Origin of the sequence: Sphingobium terrigena (assembly GCF_003591655.1) — a bacterium.
In the GTDB taxonomy this organism is placed as follows: domain Bacteria; phylum Pseudomonadota; class Alphaproteobacteria; order Sphingomonadales; family Sphingomonadaceae; genus Sphingobium; species Sphingobium terrigena.
The window spans coordinates 83,357-109,264 of record NZ_QVRA01000009.1 but is presented as its reverse complement, the minus strand read 5'-3'; the positions used below and the strand labels follow the sequence as shown (position 1 = coordinate 109,264).

General features: G+C 64.7%; 25 protein-coding genes and 1 pseudogene. 17 read left to right on the top strand and 9 right to left on the bottom strand.

Annotated features, from left to right (window positions below):
* Positions 1–56: 56 nt before the first annotated feature.
* Positions 57–1,230 (top strand): annotated as a pseudogene (locus D0Z70_RS11895) (FAS1-like dehydratase domain-containing protein).
* On the opposite strand, the gene D0Z70_RS11890 reads toward D0Z70_RS11895, so the two are convergent.
* Complete coding sequence (locus D0Z70_RS11890; protein ID WP_239018893.1) at positions 1,227–2,564, bottom strand: sensor histidine kinase; 1,338 nt, start codon at positions 2,562–2,564, stop codon at positions 1,227–1,229. The pseudogene D0Z70_RS11895 and the gene D0Z70_RS11890 overlap by 4 nt on opposite strands.
* Positions 2,561–3,289 carry a response regulator gene (locus tag D0Z70_RS11885; protein WP_119746644.1) on the bottom strand — a complete coding sequence of 243 codons (729 nt, stop codon included), beginning with the start codon at positions 3,287–3,289 and terminating at the stop codon, positions 2,561–2,563. The genes D0Z70_RS11890 and D0Z70_RS11885 overlap by 4 nt, the downstream gene beginning before the upstream one ends.
* A 194-nt stretch (positions 3,290–3,483) precedes the next feature.
* On the opposite strand from D0Z70_RS11885, the gene D0Z70_RS11880 reads away from it, so the two are divergent.
* Genes D0Z70_RS11880 through D0Z70_RS11850 form a run of 7 tightly spaced genes read left to right on the top strand, consistent with a single transcriptional unit; the run spans position 3,484 to position 9,857 of the window.
* Entirely contained in the window at positions 3,484–3,786 is a 303-nt protein-coding gene (locus D0Z70_RS11880) for a high-potential iron-sulfur protein (RefSeq protein WP_119746642.1), read from the top strand.
* 5 nt (positions 3,787–3,791) lie between these two features.
* A complete protein-coding gene (locus tag D0Z70_RS11875; RefSeq protein ID WP_119746640.1) occupies positions 3,792–4,448 on the top strand; it encodes a cytochrome b/b6 domain-containing protein in 657 nt (218 codons plus the stop codon).
* 19 nt (positions 4,449–4,467) lie between these two features.
* The gene (locus D0Z70_RS11870) at positions 4,468–4,920 is read left to right on the top strand and encodes a c-type cytochrome (RefSeq protein WP_119746804.1); all 453 of its coding nucleotides are present in this window, start codon (positions 4,468–4,470) and stop codon (positions 4,918–4,920) included.
* On the top strand, positions 4,920–5,693 hold the full coding sequence (locus D0Z70_RS11865) for a hypothetical protein (protein WP_119746638.1): 774 nt from the start codon (positions 4,920–4,922) through the stop codon (positions 5,691–5,693). Before D0Z70_RS11870 ends, D0Z70_RS11865 begins: the two co-directional genes overlap by 1 nt.
* Positions 5,694–5,707: 14 nt before the next feature.
* Complete coding sequence (locus D0Z70_RS11860; protein WP_119746802.1) at positions 5,708–6,838, top strand: hypothetical protein; 1,131 nt, start codon at positions 5,708–5,710, stop codon at positions 6,836–6,838.
* Complete coding sequence (locus D0Z70_RS11855) at positions 6,835–8,520, top strand: DUF1592 domain-containing protein (protein WP_119746636.1); 1,686 nt, start codon at positions 6,835–6,837, stop codon at positions 8,518–8,520. The genes D0Z70_RS11860 and D0Z70_RS11855 overlap by 4 nt, the downstream gene beginning before the upstream one ends.
* Positions 8,517–9,857 (top strand): DUF1552 domain-containing protein, encoded by a 1,341-nt coding sequence (locus D0Z70_RS11850; protein WP_119746634.1) that lies wholly within the window; start codon positions 8,517–8,519, stop codon positions 9,855–9,857. Before D0Z70_RS11855 ends, D0Z70_RS11850 begins: the two co-directional genes overlap by 4 nt.
* 1 nt (position 9,858) lies before the next feature.
* Here D0Z70_RS11850 and D0Z70_RS11845 read toward each other — a convergent pair whose 3' ends face one another.
* The 3 genes from D0Z70_RS11845 to D0Z70_RS11835 all read right to left on the bottom strand — a co-directional run bounded on the left by D0Z70_RS11845 (position 9,859) and on the right by D0Z70_RS11835 (position 12,424).
* The gene (locus tag D0Z70_RS11845) at positions 9,859–10,578 is read right to left on the bottom strand and encodes a FadR/GntR family transcriptional regulator (protein WP_119746632.1); all 720 of its coding nucleotides are present in this window, start codon (positions 10,576–10,578) and stop codon (positions 9,859–9,861) included.
* Positions 10,579–10,662: 84 nt separating this feature from the next.
* The gene (locus D0Z70_RS11840; RefSeq protein WP_119746630.1) at positions 10,663–11,706 is read right to left on the bottom strand and encodes an oxidoreductase; all 1,044 of its coding nucleotides are present in this window, start codon (positions 11,704–11,706) and stop codon (positions 10,663–10,665) included.
* Positions 11,699–12,424: an arylesterase gene (locus D0Z70_RS11835; RefSeq protein WP_119746800.1), complete on the bottom strand. Its 726-nt coding sequence runs from the start codon at positions 12,422–12,424 to the stop codon at positions 11,699–11,701. The genes D0Z70_RS11840 and D0Z70_RS11835 overlap by 8 nt, the downstream gene beginning before the upstream one ends.
* On the opposite strand from D0Z70_RS11835, the gene D0Z70_RS11830 reads away from it, so the two are divergent.
* The 4 genes from D0Z70_RS11830 (at position 12,423) to D0Z70_RS11815 (ending at position 18,715) form a co-directional block, all read left to right on the top strand.
* Positions 12,423–13,124 (top strand): ABC transporter ATP-binding protein, encoded by a 702-nt coding sequence (locus tag D0Z70_RS11830; protein WP_119746628.1) that lies wholly within the window; start codon positions 12,423–12,425, stop codon positions 13,122–13,124. The two genes, D0Z70_RS11835 and D0Z70_RS11830, sit on opposite strands and share 2 nt — an antisense overlap.
* The gene (locus D0Z70_RS11825) at positions 13,121–15,634 is read left to right on the top strand and encodes an ABC transporter permease (RefSeq protein ID WP_119746626.1); all 2,514 of its coding nucleotides are present in this window, start codon (positions 13,121–13,123) and stop codon (positions 15,632–15,634) included. The genes D0Z70_RS11830 and D0Z70_RS11825 overlap by 4 nt, the downstream gene beginning before the upstream one ends.
* Positions 15,635–15,756: 122 nt before the next feature.
* Positions 15,757–17,901 (top strand): autotransporter domain-containing protein, encoded by a 2,145-nt coding sequence (locus D0Z70_RS11820; protein ID WP_119746624.1) that lies wholly within the window; start codon positions 15,757–15,759, stop codon positions 17,899–17,901.
* A 94-nt stretch (positions 17,902–17,995) separates the two neighbouring features.
* On the top strand, positions 17,996–18,715 hold the full coding sequence (locus tag D0Z70_RS11815) for a cupin domain-containing protein (protein WP_239018892.1): 720 nt from the start codon (positions 17,996–17,998) through the stop codon (positions 18,713–18,715).
* A 105-nt stretch (positions 18,716–18,820) separates the two neighbouring features.
* Here the strand turns inward: D0Z70_RS11815 and copD are convergent, their stop codons facing one another.
* A complete protein-coding gene (gene copD / locus D0Z70_RS11810; protein ID WP_239018891.1) occupies positions 18,821–19,669 on the bottom strand; it encodes a copper homeostasis membrane protein CopD in 849 nt (282 codons plus the stop codon).
* Positions 19,670–19,687: 18 nt separating this feature from the next.
* Positions 19,688–20,068, bottom strand: coding sequence for a copper homeostasis periplasmic binding protein CopC (copC, locus tag D0Z70_RS11805; protein WP_119746622.1), 381 nt, complete (start codon positions 20,066–20,068; stop codon positions 19,688–19,690).
* A 147-nt stretch (positions 20,069–20,215) separates the two neighbouring features.
* On the opposite strand from copC, the gene D0Z70_RS11800 reads away from it, so the two are divergent.
* The 5 genes from D0Z70_RS11800 to D0Z70_RS11780 are packed head-to-tail and all read left to right on the top strand — an operon-like array spanning position 20,216 to position 24,121.
* Entirely contained in the window at positions 20,216–20,470 is a 255-nt protein-coding gene (locus D0Z70_RS11800; RefSeq protein ID WP_119746620.1) for a hypothetical protein, read from the top strand.
* Positions 20,467–20,907 carry a periplasmic heavy metal sensor gene (locus D0Z70_RS11795; protein ID WP_119746618.1) on the top strand — a complete coding sequence of 147 codons (441 nt, stop codon included), beginning with the start codon at positions 20,467–20,469 and terminating at the stop codon, positions 20,905–20,907. Before D0Z70_RS11800 ends, D0Z70_RS11795 begins: the two co-directional genes overlap by 4 nt.
* Complete coding sequence (locus D0Z70_RS11790; protein ID WP_119746616.1) at positions 20,904–21,479, top strand: RNA polymerase sigma factor; 576 nt, start codon at positions 20,904–20,906, stop codon at positions 21,477–21,479. Before D0Z70_RS11795 ends, D0Z70_RS11790 begins: the two co-directional genes overlap by 4 nt.
* 6 nt (positions 21,480–21,485) lie before the next feature.
* Positions 21,486–23,225 carry a copper resistance system multicopper oxidase gene (locus D0Z70_RS11785; RefSeq protein WP_119746614.1) on the top strand — a complete coding sequence of 580 codons (1,740 nt, stop codon included), beginning with the start codon at positions 21,486–21,488 and terminating at the stop codon, positions 23,223–23,225.
* Positions 23,222–24,121 (top strand): copper resistance protein B, encoded by a 900-nt coding sequence (locus D0Z70_RS11780; protein ID WP_119746612.1) that lies wholly within the window; start codon positions 23,222–23,224, stop codon positions 24,119–24,121. The genes D0Z70_RS11785 and D0Z70_RS11780 overlap by 4 nt, the downstream gene beginning before the upstream one ends.
* 27 nt (positions 24,122–24,148) lie before the next feature.
* Here the strand turns inward: D0Z70_RS11780 and D0Z70_RS11775 are convergent, their stop codons facing one another.
* Positions 24,149–25,297 carry a M20 aminoacylase family protein gene (locus D0Z70_RS11775; RefSeq protein WP_119746610.1) on the bottom strand — a complete coding sequence of 383 codons (1,149 nt, stop codon included), beginning with the start codon at positions 25,295–25,297 and terminating at the stop codon, positions 24,149–24,151.
* A 115-nt stretch (positions 25,298–25,412) separates the two neighbouring features.
* Positions 25,413–25,907 (bottom strand): Lrp/AsnC family transcriptional regulator, encoded by a 495-nt coding sequence (locus D0Z70_RS11770; protein ID WP_037490126.1) that lies wholly within the window; start codon positions 25,905–25,907, stop codon positions 25,413–25,415.
* Position 25,908 lies beyond the last annotated feature (1 nt).

Here is a 25,908-nt window from a genome sequence, read left to right as displayed (position 1 = left end):
TCGCAATTCCGCCGACCAGTCCAACTGCGGCAACAGATGCGTGACAGGAGAGAGACATGACCAGCCCGACGCTCGATTGTTCGGATATCGACCAATATCTGGGCAAGCCGATCCAGCCCGCCCGCATGGTGGAGCCGATCGCCAATAGCGATATTCGGCGCTGGGTGCAGGGGATGCGCTATCCCAACCGGCTCCATTATGATGCAGGCTATGCCGCGCAGAGCCGCTGGGGCGGGCTGGTCGCGCCGCAAAGTTTCGCCGTCACCATGGATTGCGCCCATGGTTCCGCGCCCGCCTGCGTCGGCAGCATCCCCAATAGCCATTTGCTGTTCGGTGGCGACGAATGGTGGTTTTATGGGCCCGCGCATGAAAGGCGGCGACCGTATCTGGAACGAGCGGATTCCGTTCGACTATACGGTCAAGGATACCAAATTCGCCGGGCCTACCTGTTTTCAGCGCGGCGACAATTTCTATTATAATCATGACGGCGACCTGATCGCCAAGCAGCGTTCCACGACGATCCGCTACGATCAGGCAGCGGGCAAGAATAATGCGCCGACCGATGGCTTTGACGATCCCATTTGGACCGACGATGAGCTGGAAACACTGGAAGTGCGCAAGATGGAATGGATCCAGATGCTCCACGATCTGGGCCATGACCGGCGCTGGTGGGATGATGTGGTGGTCGGCGCAACCTTGCCGCAGCGGGTGATCGGTCCCCATTCGATCGTGTCTTTCACCACCGAATGGCGTGCCTATATGTTCACCCAATGGGGCGGCACCCATCGGCGCACCGACCTCGACATGGAAGCGCTGGGCTTCGTCAAGGAAATGGCGGGGCATGAAAATGACCCGGTGATGGAGGCGATCAATCCCGAATTCACTGATGGCGCCTATATCGGCCCGTCACGCGGGCATCTGTTCCCGCGCTGGGCGCGCTTTATCGGGATGCCGCGCGGCTATGGCTATGGCGCGTCGATGGGGGCGTGGATCACCGATTATTTTGCGGGCTGGGCGGGGGAGTGGGGCATGGTCCGCCATTCCGCCTGCAACTATCGCGGCCCGGCGCTGACAGGCGACATCACGGTGACGACCGGCACCATCCTCGACAAATTTGTCGATGAGGAAGGCCGTCACATTGTGCAGGTGGAATGCCGGTTGATGAACCAGGTCGGCGTGACGCTGGCGACCGCCAAGGGTGAGGTGGAGTTGCCGAAAAAGCCCGCTTAACCCGGTAGCGGCAAATAGACGCTGGCGCGCAGGCCGCCTTTGGCCTGGCTCGCCAGTATGACATGGCCACCATGCGCTTGCGCCGCTGACTGGACGATGGAGAGGCCGAGGCCCACCCCGCCGGTGCGTCGGTTGCGGGAGGGTTCGCCACGGAAAAACGGTTCGAACGCGCGGGACAGATGGTCCTGGCTCATGCCGGGACCAGTATCGGCCACCTCGACCACAGCCATCATGCCTTCGATGCGCACCATGATATGCGCGGCGTCGCCATATTTGACGGCATTATCGATCAGGTTGGTGAACAGCCGCCGCAGCAGGATCATGTCGCCATGGATGGTGATGGTGACGACGTCGGCGATGGTGACGGCATGGCCCATATCGGCAAAATCATCGACCAGCCCCTCGACCAGCAGGCCAAGGTCGAGCGGCTCCATGAGGCGCGGGCGGCTTTCATTGTCGACAAAGTCCAGCGTGGTGCTGATCAGCTGCTCCATCTGACGAATTTCCTCCTGCGCGGCGGTGCGGATCGGGTCTGGCGCTGCGGCAAGGTGGAAGTGAAGGCGGGAGAGGGGCGTGCGCAGATCATGGGCAATCGCGCCGACCACCGATGTGCGTTCCTGCACGAAGCGCGCGATGCGCGCCTGCATGTCGTTGATCGACCGGGCAGCCATGCGGATTTCGGTCGGTCCCTCCACCGGGACCGGCGCAGCCTCATTGCCGGCCCCCAGCCGCTCGGCGGCGGCGGCGAAGCTGCGGATCGGGCGGGTCAGCCGCGCGCTGAACCACATGCTGAGCGGGATGATGAAGAGCAGCCCGAACAACAGCGTATCCTGCCCGGTCAGGTTCCAGATCGTGCCGGGCGCGCGCGCTTCCCGCGTCACGATGCGCCATTGACCTGATGGCTGCTGGGCTGCGGCGGTGAAGGTGCCGACGATGAACGGATCGACCTGTCCATCGCGTCCGTAGAGTGCGATTTCGCGGCTGAACTGCTCATATCGTTTCTGATCGCCGTCGTTTAGATATAGCAGGACATGAGCGGGCGGGAGCCGCAACCTGTCCGCCAACATCCTGGCTAGCAGTCTTTCGCTGGGGTCGGTCATCGCGCGGGGAGCGCTTGCCTGTGTGCGAATGTGCAGCACCGGCGCGTCGCGCAAAATCGGCTGGCCGCGCATCAGGCGGGAAATTTCATAAATGGATACGGGCGTTTTTTCGGATGGGTGGATCAGGAACAGGACCGACAGGCTGAACAGCGTCAATATGGCGATCACGCCAAAAGCCATTGCCAGCATATGGGCGTGGATCGAGTTGGCCCATTGGCGCAGGCGCATCATCATGTGCGCGTGACCATCGGCAGGAAGATATAGCCTTCGCTCCGCACCGTGCGGATGATTTCGCCATGGGTGCGGGTGCCCAGTTTCCGCCGTAAACGGCTGACCTGTGTGTCGATCGCGCGGTCGAAGGCATCGCTATCCTCGCCGCGTGCCAGTTCCAGCAACTGGTCGCGGTTCAATATCTGCTGCGGCTTTTCGATGAACGTCAAAAGCAGGCCAAATTCGCCTTCCGACAGGCCGATGATGATCCCGCCCGGGTCGCGCAATATCCGGCGCACCGGGTCCAGCCGCCAGCCGTCAAACTGGTAATGGGCGGTCGCGTCGGCGTTTCCACCCGCTACCGGTCGCCGCCGCCGTTCCAGCGCGCGGATGCGGGCGAGCAGTTCGCGCGGTGATACGGGCTTGGGCAGATAGTCATCGGCACCGCCCTCCAGCCCTGTGATCCGGTCCGTCTCCGTCCCCAGCGCCGACACCATGATGATCCCGACATCGGCGGTATCCGATAGCGTTCGTGCCAGCGACAGCCCGTCCTCGCCCGGCATCATTATATCGAGGATGACGATATCGGCTGCCTGCCGCGCCAGCGCCGCGCGCATTGCCGGGCCATCCTCCGCCTCATCCACATCATAGCCCTGGCCGATCAGGAAATCGCGAATCAGCGTGCGGAGCGCCGGATCATCATCGACGATCAGCAGCCGGGGGCGGGCGGGGGCAGCGATGTCCGACATGGCGGCTTTCCTCTCTTGTGCCTCTTGTCGGTCTTTTGCGGTGGCGATTCAATTGTGGCGTGACAGCCATCGCAGGGACAGTGACGCCCGCCTTTCGTCCTACTGTGTCAATGCAGACAAATTAGTCGGCACTCCATCTGCTAAAGCCTTGCAGATAGAGGCCGCTCGACCGGCCCGATGCAGGAGACAGGATTATGCCGGTTGGCGAAGGGATGCTGACACGCCGGAGCGTGATGGGGATGATCGCCATTGTGCCGCTGGCATTGACCGGGCGCGCGCAGGCTATGCCCTGCGGCGATCCTGCCACCCTGTCCGCTGCGCAGAAGAGTATGCGCAAGTCGCTCGGCTTCAAATCCCCCGCGCCTGATCCTGCCAAACATTGCGCGACCTGCGCTTTCTTCACCGGCAAGGGCGTGGATTGCGGCCCATGCGCATTGCTGAGCGGCGGCATTGTCCCCGCCAATGGCGTGTGTGACAGCTGGGCGAAGAAGGGCTGATCGCGATGACGCGCGCGCCCCGCCAGTTCGTCTGGGACTTGCCCGTCCGCCTGTTTCACTGGGCGCTGGTCGTGCTGATCGGCTTTTCCTGGTGGAGTGCGGAAAATTACCACATGGACTGGCATCGCCTGTCGGGGCAGGCGGTGCTGTTCCTCATCGCCTTCCGCCTGATCTGGGGCGTGGTCGGCTCCGACACGGCGCGCTTCAGCCATTTCCTTAGAGGTTCGCGCGCGATCCGCATTTATCTGACCGACAAGCAGGCACCTGCCAGCGTCGGCCATAATCCGCTGGGCGGCTGGAGCGTGGTCGCCATGCTGGCGGTTTTGGGGACGCAGGTCGTCAGCGGCCTGTTCGCGGTCGATATTGACGGCATTGAGTCCGGGCCGCTTTCCCATCTTGTCGATTTCGATCAGGGGCGGCTGGCCTCGGCGATCCACGGCCTGTGCTTCACCCTATTGCAAGTGCTGATCGCCCTGCATGTGCTGGCGGTGCTGTTCTACCTTGCGGTGCGGCGGCGCAATCTGGTTGGCCCGATGGTCACCGGCAGCGCTGCCGCCCCAGCCCCCATCCCCGTGCGCCGCGCCGGACCATTGGCGCTCGTCATCGCGCTGTCGCTGTCGGCGGCACTCGCCTGGTGGCTCTTTGCCGAACCAGCGCTCTGAACCCATGAAAGGATATGCCATGCGGACATTGCTGATCGCAGCCGGATTTGCGGCCCTGCTCACATCGCCGCTGATCGCTGCGCCCGGCGATATTGTCGCCACCCGGATCGCGGGCTTCCGCGAAGTCGGCGCGGCGTTCAAGAATATCAATGACGAACTGAAATCGGGCAGTCCGCAGCTTTATGTGGTACAGATTTCCGCGCGCCAGATCCGTGATTATGCGCGCCAGCATATGGGCTGGTTCCCGGCGGGCAGCGGCCCGCGCCCCGGCGTCAAGACAGCGGCCAAGGCGGAAATCTGGAGTCAGGCTCCCGCCTTCAAAAAGGCGCAGGACGGCTTCGTCGCGCAGGCCAATGCTTTTGCCGGGGTCGCAGGCAGCGGCGACGTCGCAAAAATGCGGGTCGCGGCCAAGGCGCTGGGCGGCAGTTGCGCGACCTGCCACCGCAGCTTCCGGGTCGAGGACAAGCGCTGATGCGCCGCGCGCTCATCCTGCTGGCTTTCTTCCCCGCGCCGCTGTGGGCGCAGGCGGCTGACCTCGACATTCCGGTCGCGGCGGCCGATCATTTTCCGCGTGGCATTTCGGTCAAGGCGCGCGTCTATACCGACCGGCGCGGCTTGACCCTTTATGGCATGGACATGCGTGCCGCGACCGGCAGAACCGGACAGCCCGCGCTTTATTGCAGCGGTGATTGCCTGACCCAATGGGAGCCATTGCTGGCCCCGCGCGGCGCACCGATCTCCCCTGTCCCGCGCGCCTTTGGTGGGTCGCGTCAGGAAGTGGCGACGATAAAGCCGGCCTCCTCCAATCCCGACTGGACCGTGATGGAAGGACCGGCCGGGCCGCAATGGGTCTATAAGAAGGTCCATCTGGTGTTCACGCGCAAGGACGCAAGCCCTGGATCGACCGAGCATGACGGCGCGGATGGCTATTTGTGGAATGGCCTCAAATATCTGCCGCCGCCGCCTAGGCTGGTCGCGCCGCCTGACGTCACTGCGCGGCTGGCCGATGGTGCCTATATGCTGGCCGATGCGCAAGGCAACTGGCTGTTCAGCCCGAAATCCGCCGACTGCGCCGATCCCTGCGGCTGGCGTCCGCATTCCACCGGCATGGCGCGGCGGAGCGTGGGGCAATGGAGTGTCCGCCAGACCGCCGAATCCGGGCAATGGGTCTATCGCGGCAAGCCCGTCTATCGCGCCGCCCCGCGCCAGCCCGTGCCCGCCGATGGTGTGGCATTGACCCCGTGATGAAGGAGAGCATCATGATCGTTTACAGGATCGCAGCCCTATGCGCGGCAAGCTTCCTCGCCCCGATCGCGCAGGCACAGGCCTTGCCCGCGCCGCCCGCCAATGGCGAGCTAGGCTTTGTTTTTACCCATTTCGCGCCCGCCATCTATCAGGGCGAACGGGATTGTCCGGACGGTCTGGCGGCTACGCTGCGCGACAATTATCTTCAGACCCAGTCACCCGCAGAAAGGATGCGCCTGCTCGACAAGGCGAACGAACCGGAGCTGACCAAGCGCTGGACCGGCTATGCCTTTGGTCCGAACGGCACCAACATCTGCACCCATCCTGCCCTGTTCGACCGTCCACCCCAGCGCATAGTGCAAGGCAAGATTGCGCAGGGGTTGGACCTGGATGATGGCGCTGCGACGGACAGTTGTAGCCATGAACCCTTCACCAGCCCCGCCGGGCAGACCGGCATCGACAATCAGATGTGGCGTGCCATGGGGTGCGTGCGGACATGGCGCGGCGTCGATGGCACTGGCGGTGACATTCTGCGCGGACTGACCCAGTTTCTGATCAGCGGCGAACATACGCAGGTGTTGCTGCTGACCGGCGTGGACAGTCTGCAGGACGATCCCGACGTGACCGTCATCTACGCCAATAGCGAGGATCGCGCTGTCGTCGATTCCAAACAGAATTTCATGCCTGACGCCAGCTACACCGTCGTTGCCAACGCGCAGCATCGCAATGTGCTGAAAGGCCGCATCGTCGGCGGCGTGTTGATGACCGATCCGACCCATATCCGCCTGCGCCAGACCTGGGGGCAGGGGTCGGAACGCGACATTCGCGGCAAGCGCACCGAATATGACATGACCAGGGCGCGCCTGCGCCTGACCTTCCAGCCGGACGGGTCGCTTAAAGGACTGGTCGGTGGTTATCAGCCAATCTGGGATATCATGGCCAGCGCCTCGATTGGCGGGGAAGGGGCGGCGACGACGGCGGGCTATGACTGCGCCGCCATGTATGCGGCGCTCAAGAAGCTGGCCGATGGCGATCGCGATCCGGCGACCGGCCAGTGCCGTCGTATCTCCAGCGCGATGGAGGCGGTGGCCATTCCCGCCTTCATCAATGATACGCCGCCCGCGACCAAGGTGGCGCAACAATGATCCGCGCGCTCTCCCTTATCGTCGCGCTGGGTCTGACCGCCTGCTCGGCGGAGAAGGCTCCGCAAAGTGCATCGGCAGAGCCGTCCTTCGCCCCGCTCAAGGAGCCGCTGGGCCAGATCGTCGCGATGCGCCGCCTGACCGAAGCGCAATATCGCAACAGCATCGCCGACATATTCGGCTCCGACATTCGCGTCGCGGGCCGGTTCGAGCCGATCGTGCGCCCGGTGCATGAACTGATCGCGACTGGTGCTACATCCTCCACCATCTCGCCAGCGGGCCTTGAGCAATTCGATGCCATGGCCCGCGCGATCGCCGCGCAAATCTTCGATGCCGACCATCGCGCCCAGTTCATGGATTGCGCGCCACGCGACGCGGCGGTCCCCGATCCCGATTGCGCCGCGCGCATATTGGTGCCTATGGGCCGCTATCTCTTCCGCCGTCCGATGACGCAGGAGGAAGTCGCGGCCTATGTCATGATGGCAGGCAAGGCGACGGAATCGAGCGGTTCTTTCCACAAGGGGATGGAACTGGCGCTGGCCGCGATGCTGGTGTCGCCGCATTTCCTCTATGTCGTGGAAAGCGCGGAACCCGACCCCGAAAGTCCCGGTGGCCTGCGGCTCGACAATCTGGCGCGTGCGTCGCGGCTGAGCTTCCTGCTGTGGAACACGACGCCCAATGACGCGCTGCTGAAGGCGGCGGAGCAGGGCCAGCTGACCGATCCGGTGCAACTGGCCGCCATAGCACAGCGCATGGTTCGCTCCCCCCGGCTGGAGGATGGCGTGCGCGCCTTCTTCGCCGACATGCTGTTGTTCGAGAAGTTCGACGAAATGGCCAAGGACCAGATCGTCTATCCCCGTTTCAACCCCGATGTCGCATCGGCTTTGTCGGAACAGATGCTGCGGATGATCGTCGATCAGCTGGTGACGCAAAAGGGCGATTATCGCGATCTGTTCACCACGCGCCGCACCTTCATCAACCGCGCGCTGGGGCCGCTCTATCAGGCGAAGGTCACATCGACGCAGGGCTGGGTGCCGTATGAATTTGCGCCGGGTGATGACCGTGCCGGCCTGTTGGGACAGGCGGGGTTCCTCGCGCTCTACGCCCATTCGGGGCGCAGCTCGCCGACCCTGCGTGGCCGGGCGATCCGTGAATTGCTGCTGTGCCAACCCGTCCCCAACCCGCCCGGCAACGTCAATTTCACCGCGGTGCAGGACGTGACCAGCACCGCCATGCCGACCGCCAGGATGCGCCTCAACGCCCATAATAGCGACCCGGTGTGCGCAGCCTGTCATAAGATCACTGATCCGCTCGGCCTGCCGCTTGAAAAATTTGATGGCATTGGTGCCTTCCGTCGCCAGGAAAATGGCGCGCCGATCGACACGGCGGGCCTGTTCGAAGGGGTCGCGTTTCAGGGCAATGTCGGCCTGGGCAAGGCACTCGCCGCCAGCAAATCCACCACCGAATGTGTCGCAGGCCGCGCCTTCCAATATGCCACTGGCCGCGTGCCGGAGGATGATGGCGCACTGGCGGGCGGGATCGAGCAGGATTTTGCCAAGGATGGCTATCGCATCGCGTCGCTCTTCCTGCGCGTCGCCACCATGCCGCAGGCCTATCGCATCGCCGCTACGCCGCTCGTTGCACCCCAAATCGCCATGACCACCCGCACAGGAGTCCATCCATGAGCTTCACCCTGAACCGCCGCACCGCGTTGCGCGGCATGGTCAATGGCATGGCAGTCGCGGTCGGCCTGCCGCTGCTCGACGCTTTTCTGGACGGTAATGGCGCAGCGATCGCCGCGACCGGCGCGCCGGTGCCGGTGCGCTTTGGCACCTGGTTCTGGGGTCTGGGGGTCAATCCGCCGCGCTGGTATCCCAGCAAGATCGGCGCGGATTATGATCTGAAGGAAGAGCTGGCCGCGATTGCGCCCTTGAAGCATAAGGTCAACATATTGGGCGATTTCAGTCTGCCGCTGGATGGCAAGCCTAACCTGCCGCATATCAGCGGCGGCATCGGCATCCGCACCGGCATCGCGATCGTGTCCGACCGCGGACTGCCCGCGCCCTCCTTCGACGTGGCGATCGGCGACGTCATCGGCACCCGCACCCGCTTCCGCTCGCTCGAACTGTCGGCGACGGGCGACCCGCGCAATTCGCTGTCGGGGCGCGGCAATGGCAATCTCAACCCGGCTGAAGTCTCCCCCGGCGCGCTCTACACCCGTATCTTCGGCCCGGATTTCCGCGATCCCAACAGCGCGACCTTCACGCCCGATCCAGCGCTGCTTGCGCGGCGCAGCGTCTTGTCGGGCGTCGCGGACCAGCGGCAGGCGCTCAACGCGCGACTGGGCGCGGCGGATCGGCAGAAACTCGACCAATATTTCACGTCGGTGCGCCAGCTGGAAAAGCAGCTAGACGTGCAGCTGACCAAGCCCGAACCGATGCAAAGCTGCCTCGTGCCGCAATCCGTCGCCGACCGGCCGGTCAATGCGGAAATCGAAAATGTCATGGCCAATCATCAGGTGATGACCGACCTGCTGGTCATGGCGCTGGCGTGCGACAATGTCCGCGTGTTCAACATGAATTTCAACAATGGCGCATCGTCGCTGACCCGTATCGGCAGCACCATCACCCATCATCAGCTGACCCATGAGGAGGTGATGGACAATCGCCTGGGCTATCAGCCGGAGGTCACCTTCTACGTCAACAAATGTATGGAAGCCTGGACCTATTTCATCAAGGCGCTGGACGCGGTGCAGGAAGGGGACCGGACCCTGCTCGATAACACGTTGGTTTTTGCCCATAGCGAAACCGAGTTCGCCAAATTCCATACGATCGACAATATCCCGATGATGACCGCCGGGTCGGCAGGCGGACGGGTGAAAACCGGTCTGCACATTGCAGGCGAAGGCACACCGGTCAGCCGCGTGGGCCTGACGTTGCAGCAACTGATGGGTGTGCCGGTCGATACATGGGGGACCGACAGCATGGAAACCAACAAGCCGGTATCAGCGCTGATGGCGTGAATCAGCCCGCCGCGATCGCCTGGCACAGCCGTTGCAACAGGCTGCGCCGGTGGCGTTCCGCCTCAAACCGGGCGAGTTCGGGATCGCGGCGGACGATGGCGTCGATGATGCCGCTGCGCCATTGCCGCCATGCTGCAAACCCGTCTGCGCCGTCGAAAATCGGTGCGATCGGCGCGCTGCGATAATAGCGCATACTGACGCGGGCGAGCAGCTCGATCAGTGGCCGATCGACCATGCGGAACAATATGTCGTGCAGGTCATCCTCGAACAACAGCCGCGCGCTGCCATCCGCGCATTGGTCCACCCGTTTCGCCAGCGTCGCCAGCGCCCGATGCAGCGCAGCGTCATCGCATGTGGCGGCGGCGGGCATCAGCTCGCAATCGAGCAGCGTCATCATCTCCAGCGCTTCATAGGCGTCCGACCCGCGCACCCGCAAATAGGCCGCGACCGACCGTTCGAGCGCCGCGACATCGGGCCTCGTTCCGAAATAGCCCCCGCCCGGACCCCGGCGCACTTCCAGCAAGCCTTCATGCTCCAGCACGCGGGCAACCTGCTGCACCGTGGCGATGCCCACGCCCAGCAATTTGGCGATGTCGGGCAGCGCCCCGATCTGGGTCTGGGGCGGCTGCGCCAATATGATGTCGCGCAACTGCTCGGTCGCCTTGGCGGCCAGATGCCGTCGGTGCAGCGGTGCGTCATCGTCGGCTGTCGCCACGCTCATCCTTTCCTTGATCCCGCCTTGATCCGTAACCCGATGCCGCGCCCCTGGCCAGCTTCGCGCCGGTTTGGCGCGGGGGCGATGATATCAGGGGAGCGGCAGGCAGCGCCCTTCGCTGGCGGAACGTTGCGCGGTTTCGATCACCGCCTGCACCGCAAGCGCATCCTCCACCGGCGTGGGTAGCGGTCCGCCGGACCGGATCGCGGCGGCGACCTGCGCGTAAAAGCGTTCCTGGCACCCCGACAGCGCCGGGCGCGTCACCATCCCGCCCTGCCCATCATAGATTTCCAGCGGATCGGAATCGACGCCCCAGCCGCTATCGCCCGGTCGCAGGCCTGCGACCAGTTGCGTCTCCTGCGGATCGAGCAACCGCTTGATCAACGTGCCGCTGGTGCCATGGACGATGAAGCGTGGGCTGCCCCCGGCCTCGGCACCCGCGACGGTCATGCTGGCGTGCAACACCACCCGCATCTGCGCATAACGCAGCACGACATGCACCCAGTCGTCCGATACCGCGCCGTCGCGCAGTGCGGCAAAATCGGCGCTTACTGCATCAGGGCGTCCGAACAGCGCCAGCACCTGATCCACCAGATGCGGCCCCAGATCGAGCCACGCCCCCGATCCTGGCGACCCATCCTCGCGCCAGCGATCGCGTATCTCTGGCCGGAAGCGATCGAAATGCGATTCGAAGTGGGTAACGCGCCCGACCAGCCCCTCCTCGATCGCCGCGCGGACGCTGCGAAAATCGCTGTCGAACCGCCGGTTGTGGAACACCGCCAGCTGCCTGCCACATTGGGCCGCGAGCGCCGCCAGATCCTGCGCTTCGGCCAGCGTCAACGCGAAGGGCTTGTCCACGACGACATGCTTGCCCGCCCGCAGCGCCTGCGCGGCCAGCGGTGCATGGGTGGCGCTGGGCGTCGCGATCACCACTAGGTCGATGGCGGGATCGGCGAAAATCTCCGCTGCTGACCCGGCACAACGGATGGCTGGGTCGAGCGCGGCCACTTCATCGGCCTTGCTGGTGCTGATGCTCGTCAGCACCATCGCCGGAACGGCACGCAACAATGGCGCATGGAAGATACGGCCAGCGGGGCCATAGCCCACCAATCCGACACGGATCACATCAGCCACGCAATTCCTCCATCACAACGGGTGCCAGCTTGCCCACGATCACCGTGACCCCCTTGTCATTGGGATGAATGCCGTCGGGCAGTTGCAGCGCCCGGTCACCGATCACCCCGTCCAGCATGAAGGGATAGAGTGTCGCGTCATATTTCTTCGCCAGCGCCGGGAAGATCGGGTTGAAGGCGGCGGCATAGTCCGGCCCCATATTGGGCGACGCCAACATGCCGGTCAGCAGCACGGGGATGCCGCGTTTCTTCAACTCTGCCAGAATCGCGTCGAGATTGTCCCGCGTCACCTCCGGGCTCAGGCCGCGCAGCATGTCGTTGCCGCCCAGCCCCACCAGCATCAGGTCAGGCTTGCGCGCCAGCCCGTCCAGCGTGAAGGCGAGGCGCGCCAGCCCGGCCGCGCTGGTATCGCCCGACACCCCGGCATTGACGACCTGCGCCTTCATGCCCTTCGCGGCCAAAGCCTGCTCCAGCACCGGGGCCAGCCCCTTGCCCTGATCCAGATTATAGCCGGCGTAAAGGCTGTCGCCGAATGCCACGACCAGCTTACCATCGGCCACCGGCGCAGCGGCTGGCGTGGAAGCTGACGTGCCTTGGGCGCTGTTGGCGACCGGTGGCGGGGGCGGTGCCTTGTCCGAACAGGCGCAAGCCAGTTGGACAAACAGCGCCAGCGCCCCATATTGCAAAAATCTGCCCGCCAAGGAGCGCTCCTTCTTCATGCACATGCCCATCGATCCGGCCACTATCGCGATCCGCGCGCACAATGTCACCCTTTCGCTTGGCACAAGCGATGCGCCCGTCGAGATTTTGAAGGGCGTCGATCTCACCCTGTTGCGCGGCGAAAGTATCGCCATATTGGGCGCTTCGGGTTCGGGCAAAAGCTCGCTGATGGCGGTGCTGTGTGGGCTGGAGCGGGCGAGCGGCGGGGACGTGCATATTGGCGGGGTCGATTTCGGTGCGCTGGACGAGGATGCATTGGCCCGCGCCCGGCGTGGTCGCATCGGCATCGTGCTGCAAAGTTTCCACCTGCTCCCGACCATGACTGCGCTGGAGAATGTCGCGGTGCCGCTGGAACTGGCGGGGGAAGCGGAGGCCTTCGCCCGCGCAGCCGAAGAATTGCGCGCCGTCGGCCTTGGCCACCGAATCGACCATTATCCCGCCCAATTGTCGGGTGGCGAGCAGCAGCGCGTTGCCATCGCCCGCGCCGTCGCGCCGCGCCCGACCATCCTGTTCGCCGACGAACCGACCGGCAATCTCGACGCGACCACCGGCGTCACCATCATGGATCTGCTGTTCGACCGGCAGCGCGCGGCGGGCGCAACGCTCGTCATCATCACCCATGATCCGGCACTGGCCGACCGGTGCGGCCGGATCGTCGAAATGCGCGACGGACGGATCGTATCGGACCGCGCGGCGTGAGCGTGCTCGATTGGGCGACAAGCTGGCGCATCGCCCGGCGCGATCTTCTCGGCCGGTTCCGGGGATTGCGGCTGCTGTTCCTTTGCCTGTTCCTGGGCGTCGCCACGCTGGCCGCGATCGGCAGCCTCACGTCCGCGATCACGCAGGAACTGAGCGAACGAGGGCAGGGACTGCTCGGCGGTGACGTCGAAATCGCCATGACCCAGCGCGAAGCGGGGGAGGCCGACAAAGCTGCCTTCCGTCGCCTTGGCACATTAAGCGAAACAATCCGCCTGCGCGCGATGGCGCGGGGTGAACGGCCCGATGCGCCCGCCGTGCTGACCGAACTCAAGGGCGTGGATAATGCCTATCCGCTCTATGGCACGCTGGCGCTGCAAGGTGGGCGCTATCGCGCGCCATTAGCGCCCGACCGTATCCTGATTGGCCCTGCATTGGCCGACCGGCTGAACGTCAGGCCCGGCGACCGGCTGGTCTATGGCACCGCGACCTTCACCATTGCCGCGATCATATCCGACGAACCCGATCGGCTGGGCGAGGGCTTCACCCTCGGCCCGGTGGCGATCGTCTCGCTCGACGGATTGCGGCGCACTGGCCTGATCCAGCCGGGCAGTCTCTATGACAGCAAATATCGCCTGCGCCTGCCCGCCGGAACCGACGCACAGGCGGTGCGCGAGGATCTGGAAAAGCAATATCCGTCGGCCGGTTGGGAGTTCAAAGACCGCGATCGCGCGGCTCCGGGGGCCAGCCGCTTCATCGTCCGCATGGGGCAATTTCTCTCGCTGATCGGTCTCGCCGCACTGGTGATCGCGGGCATCGGCGTCAGCAACGGCGTCGCCTCCTATCTCGCATTGAAGCGCCCCGGCATCGCCACATTCAAGGTGCTGGGCGCTACGTCCAGCGACATCGCGCGCATCTATCTGCTCCAGATCGGTTGTATCGCGCTGCTCGGCATCGCCTGCGGTCTGGCGGTGGGCGCGCTCCTGCCGTCTGCCATTGTCGCGCTGGCGGGCGATGTACTGCCGGTCAGCCCCGGCTTCCGGCTCCATCCTTTGCCGCTCGTCACCAGCGCCGCTTATGGCCTATTGATCGCCTTCCTCTTCACCCTGCCGCCGCTCGCCCGCGCCCGGACCCAGCCCGCCGCGCTCATCTTTCGCGGCGTGGTCGATCCGCGCCATGGCATCGACCGGCGCAGCGTCCTCGCCATGGCTGGGGCTGGCGCCTTGCTCGTGGCGTTGGCGCTCGGCACGGCGCGCGAGCCGCTTTTCTCCGCCGCTGTGCTCGGCGCGACCGCGGCGGTTCTGCTGCTCCTGCTCGGCATTGGCTGGGGCGTGCGCCAGATCGCCTTGCGCGCGCCGCGTCCGCGACGGCCCTTGCTGCGGCTGGCGCTGGCCAATCTTCACCGCCCCGGCGCGCAGACCGCCGCGCTGATCGTTGCATTGGGTCTGGCACTCACCCTGTTCGTGACGCTGGCGGGCATCCAGACCAGCCTCGACAGTGAAATCCGTAATGTCGTGCCCAAGACCGCGCCGGCCCAGTTCGTGCTGGATATCCCTTCGGAGGAAGCGGGCCGTTTCCGCGCCATTGTGCGCAAGCAGGCCTCCGACGCGCAGTTCAATATCGTTCCCGCCCTGCGCGGCACGATCGTCGCCTATGGTCAGCAGCGTGTGGCGGATTTGAAAGAACCACCCGAAGGCGCCTGGTTCCTGCGCGGCGAGCGCGGCGTCACCTATAGCGCGACCCTGCCGCAGGGCAGCGAGCTGGTCGCGGGGCAATGGTGGCCGGCCGATTATGCCGGGCCGCCGCTCGTCTCCTTCGATGCGGAAGCGGCCAAGATATTGGGGATTGGGGTGGGCGACACATTGACCGTCAGCCTGCTGGGCCGCGAAATCACCGCGCGCATCGCCTCCCTGCGCAAGATTAACTGGGAGACGATGGGCTTCAACTATATCCTCGTCTTTTCCCCCGGCATCGTTTCCGCCGCGCCGCACAGTCTGGCTGCGACCATCACCATGGACACACGACACGACAGCGCGGTTACCCGCGACCTGCTCGCCGCCTTCCCCGGCGTGTCGGTGATCGCGGTAGGCGAGGTGATCGCGCAGGTCGGTGCGATCATGACGCAAATGTCCGCAGCGATCGTTGCGGCGGCTTCGGTCGCGATCCTGGCGGGCATTGCCGTACTGGTCGGCGCGATCGCTGCCTCGCGACAGGCGCGCAGCTATGACAGCGTGATCCTGAAAACGCTGGGTGCAACCCGCGCGCAGTTGCTGGGCGGGCAGGCGCTCGAATATGGCCTGCTCGCCACCATGCTGGCGCTGGTCGCGCTGGGGCTGGGGTCCGGTGCAGCCTGGTTCGTGATCGTCCAGATTTTCGAGTTTAGCTGGTCGCCCGATTGGCTGGTCGTGCTGGCGACGCTTGGCGGTGGCGCGCTGCTGACGCTGGGCATTGGTCTGGCCGGGTCGATCCCGCTGCTGTCGGTTCGTCCGGCGAGCGCGCTTCGGCAGCTTTGACGCTAACGTCCTGACATGACAAATGATGTTAGCTGATTGCTGACAGCCTTTGTCACGCGCCTCTTGCCTGCCACCGCAATTATTTCGCCTCCGAACCAATCGATCCGCTGTGGGGGTGAAACATGAAGAAGCAGATGATCAGTGTCGGCATGGTGGTTGCGATCAGTGCGGTTGCCGTGCCTGCGCTGGCGCAAAGCGCCGGGGTAACAGGGCATGAGGGGATACCGGGCCTACCGACGCCCAATATCGGCGTAGCCTTTATGGACCTGTCGGGCGATGGCACGACCATTGCGGGTGTGGTCCGCCGGGACGCAACCAACCACGAAGCCTATCGTATCACCGCCAGCGGCTATGAACGGCTGAATGGGCTGTCGGGGCACACCTATGTCCTGGCCAATGGCGTGTCCGATGATGGCCATGTGATCGTTGGTGTATCGCAGACCGGCTCGGCTACGCGCGGCAGCGCCATTGTCTGGGACGGAACGGCGCTGACCGAATTGGGACATCTGGCCACCAGCGCCTCGGTCCAGAACAGCGTGGCGTTCGGCGTATCGGGCAATGGCCTTGTCGCTGTGGGCAGCAGCACGACCGACAGTGGCGCAACCCATGCGGTGCGCTGGGTCAGCAAGGGCGCGGCGCAGGACCTGCATGGCGGTCCCTTCGCCTTCTCCATCGCGCAGCGCGCGAGCCGCGATGGCGGCGTTATCATTGGCTATGGCGGCACGTCGGCAAGGACGAATGAAGGCTTTGTCTGGACGGCCGGGGGTGGGATGCAGGGGCTGGGCGTGCTGGCATCGCAATCCACCGACGCGGGTGCCTATAGCCGTGCGACCGACGTGTCGGCCGACGGCGGCACCGTGGTCGGCTTTTCGGCGGGCAGCAACGACCGGTCTCAGGCGTTCCGCTGGACCAGCAGTGGTGGCATGGCGTCGCTGGGCCTGCTTGACGGAGGGACGAGCAGTCGCGCCTATGCGGTCAATGCCGACGGCAGTGTTATTGTTGGCTCGGCGACACGACCCTCTACCGTCGTGCCCTCTATTCAGGACACGCTGGCGATACGCTGGACGTCGACCAGCGGGATGCAGACGGTTACCGCATGGCTGGCCAGCGCAGGGATCGCCGTAGGATCGGACAGTTTCACTGACGCTGTAGCAATCAGCGATGATGGCCGCACGATCATTGGCACGGGACAGATTAACGGCAAGACGCAGGAATATATCGCCCGTGTTGCGGCTGCATCCCCCACGCCCACGCCCACGCCCACGCCCACACCCACACCGACCCCAACTCCTACTCCTACTCCTACACCGCCCCCCGCCCCTGTTCCGGGTACAGGCGTCATCGGCCTGGTCGATTTCCTCGCGACCGTATCGGACGGCGGGGTCGGATTGAACACCGTCCTTAATGCCGCCAGCCTTACCCTGTTCGGTGCGCATCATCGGCCATTGACCGACTTTACCCGCACCGGGCGCGGCTGCGCATGGGCGACCGGGGACTTCGCCCATGGACGGCAGGATCGTAACAGTTGGCTGGGGGAACTTGGCCTGTGCCATGATCTGGGCGATGCCGTGCGCGTGGGTGTCGGCGTCGGGCTGGGTGGTACGGATCAGGATATGGGCCTGGGTGGCCGCTTTCGGGGTGATGGCTATCATCTGATTGGTGAAGTTGATACCCGCATAGCTGGCACGCCGCTATTGTTGAGCATGACCGGCTATTATGCTGACTGGAATCTGCGCATTGACCGTGCCTATCGTAACGGGACCGCGACCGACCACTCATTTGGCAAGACTGACGCGCGCAGCTGGGCCGTGCGCGGACGGATCGACTGGCGCGATATGGCAAGGGTCGGTGCCGTCAGCCTGTCATCCTATGCCGCCTATACCCATGGCAGGGTCCATGTTGATGGCTATACCGAAACCGGGGGTGGTTTTCCGGTCCAGTACAACCGGGCGAAAGCGGGTTTTGACGAAGTCCGGCTGGGGGCCGTGACGGCGGTGCCGCTGGGGAATAGCATGTCGCTCCAGGCATCGGGCGAATGGGTCCATCGCCTGGATCAGGATCGCGCCGCGCTGACTGGCACGATCATCGGCGCGGGGGGCTTTGCGCTGACCGGCCCGGCTGCCGATCGTAACTGGGGCCGTGCCGGGCTGGACCTTGACATCGGGCTGGGCGGTTCAGCCTTGCTCAGCGTCTCCAGCCATGCGCGGATCGGCGGGGGAGAGGATGCGCGGCTGAGCGGCAGTATCGGCCTGCGCTTGGGCTTTTGAACGGCAGGCGCTGCGGTCGGTCGATCCCTCCTCGGTCAATCCTGTCGCGCCGTCTGGGCTAGATCATGGCCTGGATTGACAGGTGGAGGCAGGCATGACGAATGTGGACGCAATGACGCAGGGAGTGACCCGTTCCTTCGTCGATCTGCGCGCCTGGGCGGCGGGGGTGACGGTTGGGGCAGGGGAGGGCGACGCCTTCCTGTCCGTCCGCGCTGTGCTGCCCCAGCCGGAGGGGCCGGTGTCCATCGGACTGATCGCGTTACCGCAGGGCAGCGGCACGGTCGCGGCGACGCCTGCCGACGAATTTGTCATCGTTGAATCGGGCAGCGTGCAGATTGACCAGCGTACGCTCAACGAAGGCGACAGCATCATTCTGTGCGAAGGCGCAAGCTTTGGCTGGACAACCACCGCCGACACGCGCCTGCTGTTCGTGCGCCGCACCGGCGGGTCAGCCGCCGACGGCGCGATCATTCCGATCGACACCAGCGCGCCGCTCGAACCGTCGGGCGCGCCGCTGGCTGAACTGCTGGTCGGGCCGACCCCGTCCTGCCGCAACTTCACCGATTATCGCTCGGCTGACGGCGAATTTGTCTGCGGCACCTGGGATTCCACCCCCTATCATCGCCGCTCCATGGCCTACCGCCATTATGAGTTGATGTACTTGCTCGATGGCAGCGTGACCTTCGTCGATGGCGCTGGGGCGGAAGGGACGTTTGGCAAGGGCGACATCTTCCTGGTCGAACAGGGCGCATCGTGCAGCTGGGACAGCCAGGTCCATGTCAAGAAGGTGTATGCCATCTACCGCCCGGCGTAATCCTCACCTCATAGAAGCGTCGGTGTTCCCGCGCAGGCGGGGACCCAGTCCAGCCTATGAGCTGGGTTCCCGCCTGCGCGGGAACACGCTGTGCCTCATCAGTTTCTAGGCCATCGGATCCAAGGTCCCCAACCAGGCCACCAGCATTAAAATCCCGATCGCCGCGCCCGTCTCCAGCATCAATGAGAGACGCAGCGCGGCAATTGCGCTGTCACCCCGCTCCAGCGCCGGGGTCAGCCGCCAGCGATTGAGCGCCGCCAGCCCCAGCATCCCGCCGAACACAGCCAGCTTCGCGCCCAGCAGCCAGCCATAGCGGCTGCCCGTCAGCGTAGGCAGGTCGGCAAATCCGACGATCATCAGGCTGTTGACCACCCCGGTCACGACCAGAGTCGCAACGAACACCGTCCCCAGCAGCGAAAATTTCGCCAGCATCACTGCGACCCGTTCGACATTCGGTCGGCGCATCGTCACGGCGTGCAGTAACGCGGCCAGCGCGCCGATCCACCCTGACGCCGCCCAGATATGCGCGACATCGGCGGCGCGGTGAACGGTTCCTGCGACATCCTCAGTTGCCCCGGCATGGCCGGTCCAGGCGATCGTCGCGGCGGCAATAGCGGCGGGGATCAGCACCCACCGATCCCGCCCAGCCACAGCCAGCACCAGCGCGCCGAGCAAAGCGACGCTCCGCACCGCAAGGACCGGGCCGATCGGCGTCATCGTCAGCAAAATCTCTGCCGTCGCCCAGTCGGGCGGCAGCAACGGGGTGCCGGTCATGCTCGCTGCGCTCGCCAGCAGCCACAGCGCCGACAGCGCACCGCCGCCCAGCGCCAGCGCCGCCAGCAGCGCGCGCTGCCCCGCCATGCCCATCGCCCACCAGAAAAGCGGCAGGCCCATGAGCAGGGCAAGGTCGGCCATCAGGCCAAAGCGCGCCAGTAGCAGCATGGGTGCCAGCATCCCCCCGTCCATGAAGGCTTACTTGACCTTGAAGCTGTAGCCGCCTTCCATCTTGTGCTGGTCGGCACCGACTATATGCCATTTCAGGTCGTAGCTGCCGGCGGGCAGGGCGCGGGGCAGGGTGACGATCATCGTCTTGCCGTCGGGCGCGACCACGGTCTTGAATCCCTTGATCGGCATCGGCGCATGATCGCTCATGCCCGGCATCCCGGTCATGGTGAGGTCAACGCCCGAAAGCGGCCCCAGGAATGTCTCGGAAAAAGTCAGCGTCAGCTTGGTCGGCTTGGCGACCGTCGCATTGGCGGCGGGGCTGGACGACAGCAGTTTGCTATGGGCCAGAGCGGCTCCGGGCAGGATGGCGATCGACAGGGCGATGGCGGCGGTTAGGAAACGGGACATCGGTGCTTCTCCATGATGGTGGTTAGGCGATATTACGCATGGACTTGCCCGACCCCTCATCACAGGTGCATGATTTTTTCCTGGGCCATCGGGTGAGGGATAAGCGCGCGCCGCGCGTATGCCGCGATGAGGATGGAGTATGGGAAGATGAGTGATCTCGATCAGTTGCTGGGGCAGATGCGGGCGATGCCGGTCGACGCCCGGCTGGAGCAGATGGACGGCGTGGTGATGCAGGGCGTTGCCCGCCGCCGTGAACGGGGCGTGGCGCTGCGTAGCATGATGTTCGCCGGGCTGCTGGCGCTCGGCATCGGCTGGGCAGGCAGCATCGTGCCGTCAGCGCCCGCCCAAGCTGCGCCGATCGGCATGTCGGATTATGCACCCTCGCGCCTGCTCGGCCAATGAGCTTGAAGCGCTATCTGCTCGTCGCGCTGATCGCCTTCGCCGCGGCGCTGGCGGCGGTGCTGGTCGCGCGCGTCTGGATCGCGCCGCCGCCCCGCGTCGAAAGCGAAGTCCATGCGCTGCTGCATGAGAAGCTGACGCTCGACGCGGCACAGGAACAGCGCATCCACGCGCTCGAAGCCGCCTTTGCCATGCGCCGCGAAGCGCTGGAGGCAGAAATGCGTGCCGACAATGCGCGGCTGGCGCAGGCGATTGCCGCCGAGCATGGCTATGGCCCGCAGGTGGGCAAAGCCGTGGACCGCACCCATCATGTCATGGGCGCGCTGCAAAAGGAGACACTCCAGCATATTTTCGCGATGCGCGCGGTGCTGCGTCCCGATCAGGCGGCGCAGTTTGACAGCGCCGTCGTCAAGGCACTGACCCAGCCCGCCCCCCGGTGAACGTAGCCGAACCCGATGACAGGACGCTGGCCGCGCGCGCGCTGGCCGGGCATCAGGACGCCTATGGCGCACTGATGCGGCGGCATCGCGACGCGGTGTGGCGTCTCGCCCGCGCCCATGTCGGCGATGGCGACGAAGCGCTAGACATTACGCAGGAAGTGTTCATTGCCGCCTTCGCCGCACTAGCCCGCTATGACGGCGCGCGGCCGTTTCGCAGCTGGATCGCGCGGATTACGCTCAACAAATGCCGCGACTGGGGCCGTCGCCGTGCGGTGCGGCGCTTCTTTGCCTTTGCGCGCCCGATCGACGAAGCGGGCGACATTGCCGACGCTGCGCCAGACCCGGAACAGGCGCTGCAATCGCAGGCCGCACTCGTGCGCATCAACGCTGCCATCGCCGCGTTGCCCGCTGCGCTCAAGGATGTGCTGCTGCTCCGCACGATCGAGGCGATGAGTCAGGCGGACACCGCCGCCGCGCTCGGCCTCACCGAAAAAGCGGTCGAAACCCGCCTTTATCGCGCGCGCGCAAAATTGTCGGAAAGTTTGAGGGATGACGCCGCGCCCCGCGTATGAAGGGGCATGACCAACCTGACTCTCGACCGCCGCACCCTGTTCAAAAGCGCGGCTGCGCTCAGCTTCGCCAATGCCTTCCCCGCCTGGGCGCAAAGCGGCACCCATGGCTTGCATCCTGCGCCGGGCCTCCTGTCGGGTGAAAGCATCGCGCTGACCGTCGCCGACAGCCATTTCGCCACCGGGGGCCGCTCTGCCCATGCCGTCACTATCAACGGCACCGTCCCCGCGCCGCTGATCCGGCTGCGCGAAGGGCAGAATGTCCGCCTCTCCGTGACCAACAAGTTGAAAGAAGATACGTCGATCCACTGGCACGGCCTGATCGTCCCGTTCGAGATGGATGGCGTGCCCGGCGTCAGCTTCCCCGGCATCGCGCCGGGCGAAACCTTCACCTATGAATTCCCCATTCGCCAGTCCGGCACCTATTGGTATCACAGTCATTCGGGGATGCAGGAGGCGATGGGCCATTATGGTCCGATCGTCATCGACCCCGCAGGCGCCGATCCGGTGCAGGCGACGCGCGAGCATGTGATCGTCCTGTCCGACTGGTCGCCGGTCCACCCGCATGTGCAGCTCAAGCGCCTGAAACAATCGGGCGGCTATTATAATATGCAGCGCCAGACGCTCGCCGGATTGCTTAATGGCAAGGACCAGCCGCTCAAGGACCGGATCGACTGGGGCAAGATGCGGATGGACCCCACCGATATTTCGGACGTCACCGGCTCCACATACAGCTTTCTGGTCAATGGCCATGGCACGGCGGAAAACTGGACCGGGCTGTTCACGCCGGGCGAGCGGGTCCGGCTGCGCATCATCAATGCGTCGGCCATGACCAATTTCAACGTGCGCCTGCCCGGCCTGGCGATGACCGTGGTCCAGTGCGATGGCCAGCATGTCCAGCCGGTCGAAACCGATGAGTTCCAGATCGGCATCGCCGAAACCTATGACGTCATCGTCCAGCCCACCGACGCACAGGCCTATGCCCTGATCGCCGAAGCCATCGACCGGTCCGGCCTGGTCCGCGCGACGCTGGCGCCGCAAATCGGCATGGTCGCGGCCATCCCGCCGCTCCGCGCCCGTCCGTTGCTGACCATGAAGGATATGGGGATGGACATGTCCGGCATGGACATGGGGCAGGGGGGCGTGATCGACCTGTCCCAACCTGCCAATGACAGTATGGCGGGGCATAGCATGAAGATGCTCGACCCTTCGGTCGCGCCCAATGTGCCGATGGGACCGGGGGTGGCGACTCTCTCCTCCATGCCCGCCGATCGCACGGCGGACCGGCCCACGGGACTGGAGGATGTTGACCATCGCGTGCTGACCTATGCCGACCTGCGCGCGCTGGAGCCGAATGAGGATATTCGTGCCCCGACCCGCTCGATCGACATTCACCTGACCGCCAATATGGAACGCTATATGTGGTCCTTCGACGGAGTGAAGCTCTCCGACGGAGCGGACCCCATCGCCTTCCGCCATATGGAGCGGGTGCGCGTCACCCTCATCAACGACACGATGATGCCGCACCCCATCCATATCCACGGCCATTTCTTCCAGCTGCTGACCGGGGAGGATGCGGCGCATAATCCGCGCAAGCATACGGTCAATGTGTTGCCCGGCGGCAAGATCAGTTTCGATCTGACCGCCGATGCGCTGGGGGATTGGGCGTTCCATTGTCATATGCTGATGCACATGCACACAGGCATGATGCGCGTCGTCACGGTCCGTCACGCGGAGGACGCGGCATGACGCGCCTGATCGCCGCCCTGCTGCTGGCCAGCACGGCCACGCCCGCGCTGGCGCAAATGGACCATAGCCAGATGGGCGCGCACCAGACGCCGCCCGCGCCGCAAGCGCCCGCCGACCCCCATGCTGGTCACGCCATGCCCTCAACCGACGACAGCGTGCCGCAGGGCGTCGCCCCGCCAATCCCGACTGATCACGCTGCCGAAGCCTTCTACCCCGCCGCCACCATGGCCCGCGCCCGCGCCGCGATGATCAAGGAAAGCGGCGGTATGCGCTTCTTGCAGCTGATGCTCGATCGCCTGGAATATCGCGCGCACAAGGGTGCGAATGGCTATGCCTGGGAAGGCGAAGGCTGGTTCGGTGGCGACATCAACCGTTTCGCGTTCAAGACGGAAGGTGAGGGCGAAGTCGGCGGCCCGCTTGAAAGCGCAGAAGTGCAGGCGCTCTACAGCCGCGCGCTGAACCCCTGGTTCAATGTCGAAGCGGGCGTGCGGCAGGATTTCCGCCCGCAACCCCAGCGCACCTACGCCGTCGTCGGCATCGAAGGCTTGGCCCCTTATTGGTTCGAGGTCGGCGCACAGGCGTTCCTGTCCGACAAGGGCGACGCCCATCTGCGGCTGGAGGGCAGCTATGACCAGCGCATTACCCAGCGCCTGATCCTGCAACCTGCCGCCGAAATGAACATGTCTGCGCAGGATGCGCCGGAACTGGGTATCGGGTCGGGTGTGTCCGACATCGAACTGGGGTTGCGCCTGCGTTACGAATTCACCCGCGAATTCGCGCCCTATGTCGGCGTCCATTGGGAACGCAAGCTGGGCGATACCGCGCGTTATGCGCGCGCGGCCGGGGAGGGCACTTCAGCCACGAGTCTGGTGATGGGCGTGCGTTTCTGGTTTTGACAAGATCGACACACAAGCCCCGTGGCGTTAAATCGCCAAATGTCGCTCGACCAACGCAACATGCAGCCGGATACCCAGCCCCAGCACATCATCGTTGAAATCATAATGCGGGTTGTGCAGCGGCGCGCCGCCGTCCGGCTTGGCCTGCCCCAGCCAGATATAGGCACCTTTGCACGCTTGCAGCATGAAGGCGAAATCCTCCGACGTGAAGGCGGGGTCGGGCGCCAGTTGCGCTATGCCGACGGTCGCGGCGGCATCAAGCGCTTCCTGCGCCGCCTCCGCATCGTTGATCGTTGCAGGATAGTAGCGCTGATAATCGACTGTAGCGCTTAGCCCGTTGGCCAGCGCCACACCGGCCGCGATTTCGCGGATCGACGCCTCTATCCTGTCCTGTACCGCCGGGTCGAACGTCCGCACCGTTCCGCCAATGCGGACCTCTGCCGGGATCACATTATGCGTATGCCCGCCATGAATCTGCGTGATCGACAGCACGGCAGATGCGGTCGGCGCGATCCGGCGCGATATGATCGTGTTCATCTGCGTCACCAGGCTGGCCGCCGCCAGGATCGCGTCTGGCGTATCCTGCGGGATGGCGGCATGGCCGCCGCGACCTTCCAGCACGATCTCGAACTTGTCCGCCGCGCCCATGATCGGGCCGGGCCGGGTTGCGATCGTGCCAGCGGGCAGGTCTGGCCAGTTATGCAGGCCAAACACCCGGTCGCAGGGGAAACGCTCGAACAGCCCTTCCTTCACCATTTCGCGCGCGCCGCCCTGTCCCTCTTCGGCGGGCTGGAAGAAGAAGTTGACCGTGCCGTCGAAATTCCGGCTGCGCGTCAGTTGCTGCGCCGCGCCCAGCAGCATCGCGACATGACCGTCATGGCCGCAGCCATGGAAGGTGCCGGGCGTCCTGCTGGCCCAGGGCAGATTGGTCTGCTCCTCGATCGGTAGCGCATCCATGTCTGCGCGCAGACCGATGCTGCGCCCTGACGTGCCGTTGCGCAGCACGCCGACCACGCCGGTCCGCCCGATCCCCTCATGCACATCCAGCCCCAGCGCGCGCAATTGCTCGGCAATGCGCCCGGCGGTGCGATGTTCGCAAAAGCCCAGTTCCGGATGCGCATGAATGTCGCGGCGGAAGGCGACAAGCGGTTCGATCAGATCGGTGATGTCGGTCATGGAAGAAGCCTAAACTATATTATCCAAGGAGTAGCGTGTTCCCGCGCAGGCGGGAACCCAGTCCCACTATCTCAACTGGACTCGCGCCTTCGCGGGAGCACGTTGCGCTTCAATACTAACGCTGCTCGCCGAACAGATGCTGGATCGGATAATGATGTTTGATGAAGGGCGATTTGATCACGACATAGCTGAAATATTTTTCGATGCCGTAATCGCTTTCCAGCATTCCCTCGATGATCGACTGATAATGGCCGACGCCGCGCGTCACGAATTTCAGCAGATAATCATATCCGCCGCTGACCAGATGACATTCGACAATCTCGTCCAGCTTGCGGATGCGGGTTTCGAACCGGGAAAAGTCGCCCGACCGATGTTCGCTCAGCGTCACTTCGGTAAAGACGGTCAGAAATTCGCCCAGCTTGTGCAGATTGATATGCGCGCCATAGCCGGTGATATAGCCCGCCTTCTCCAGTCGCTTCACGCGGGTCAGGCACGGGCTGGGGGACAGGCCGACCGCATCGGCCAGCTCGACATTGGTGATCCGGCCCGACTGCTGAAGCTGCGTCAGGATTTTCAGGTCGATCCTGTCCAGTCTGGGTCCGCCCAACATG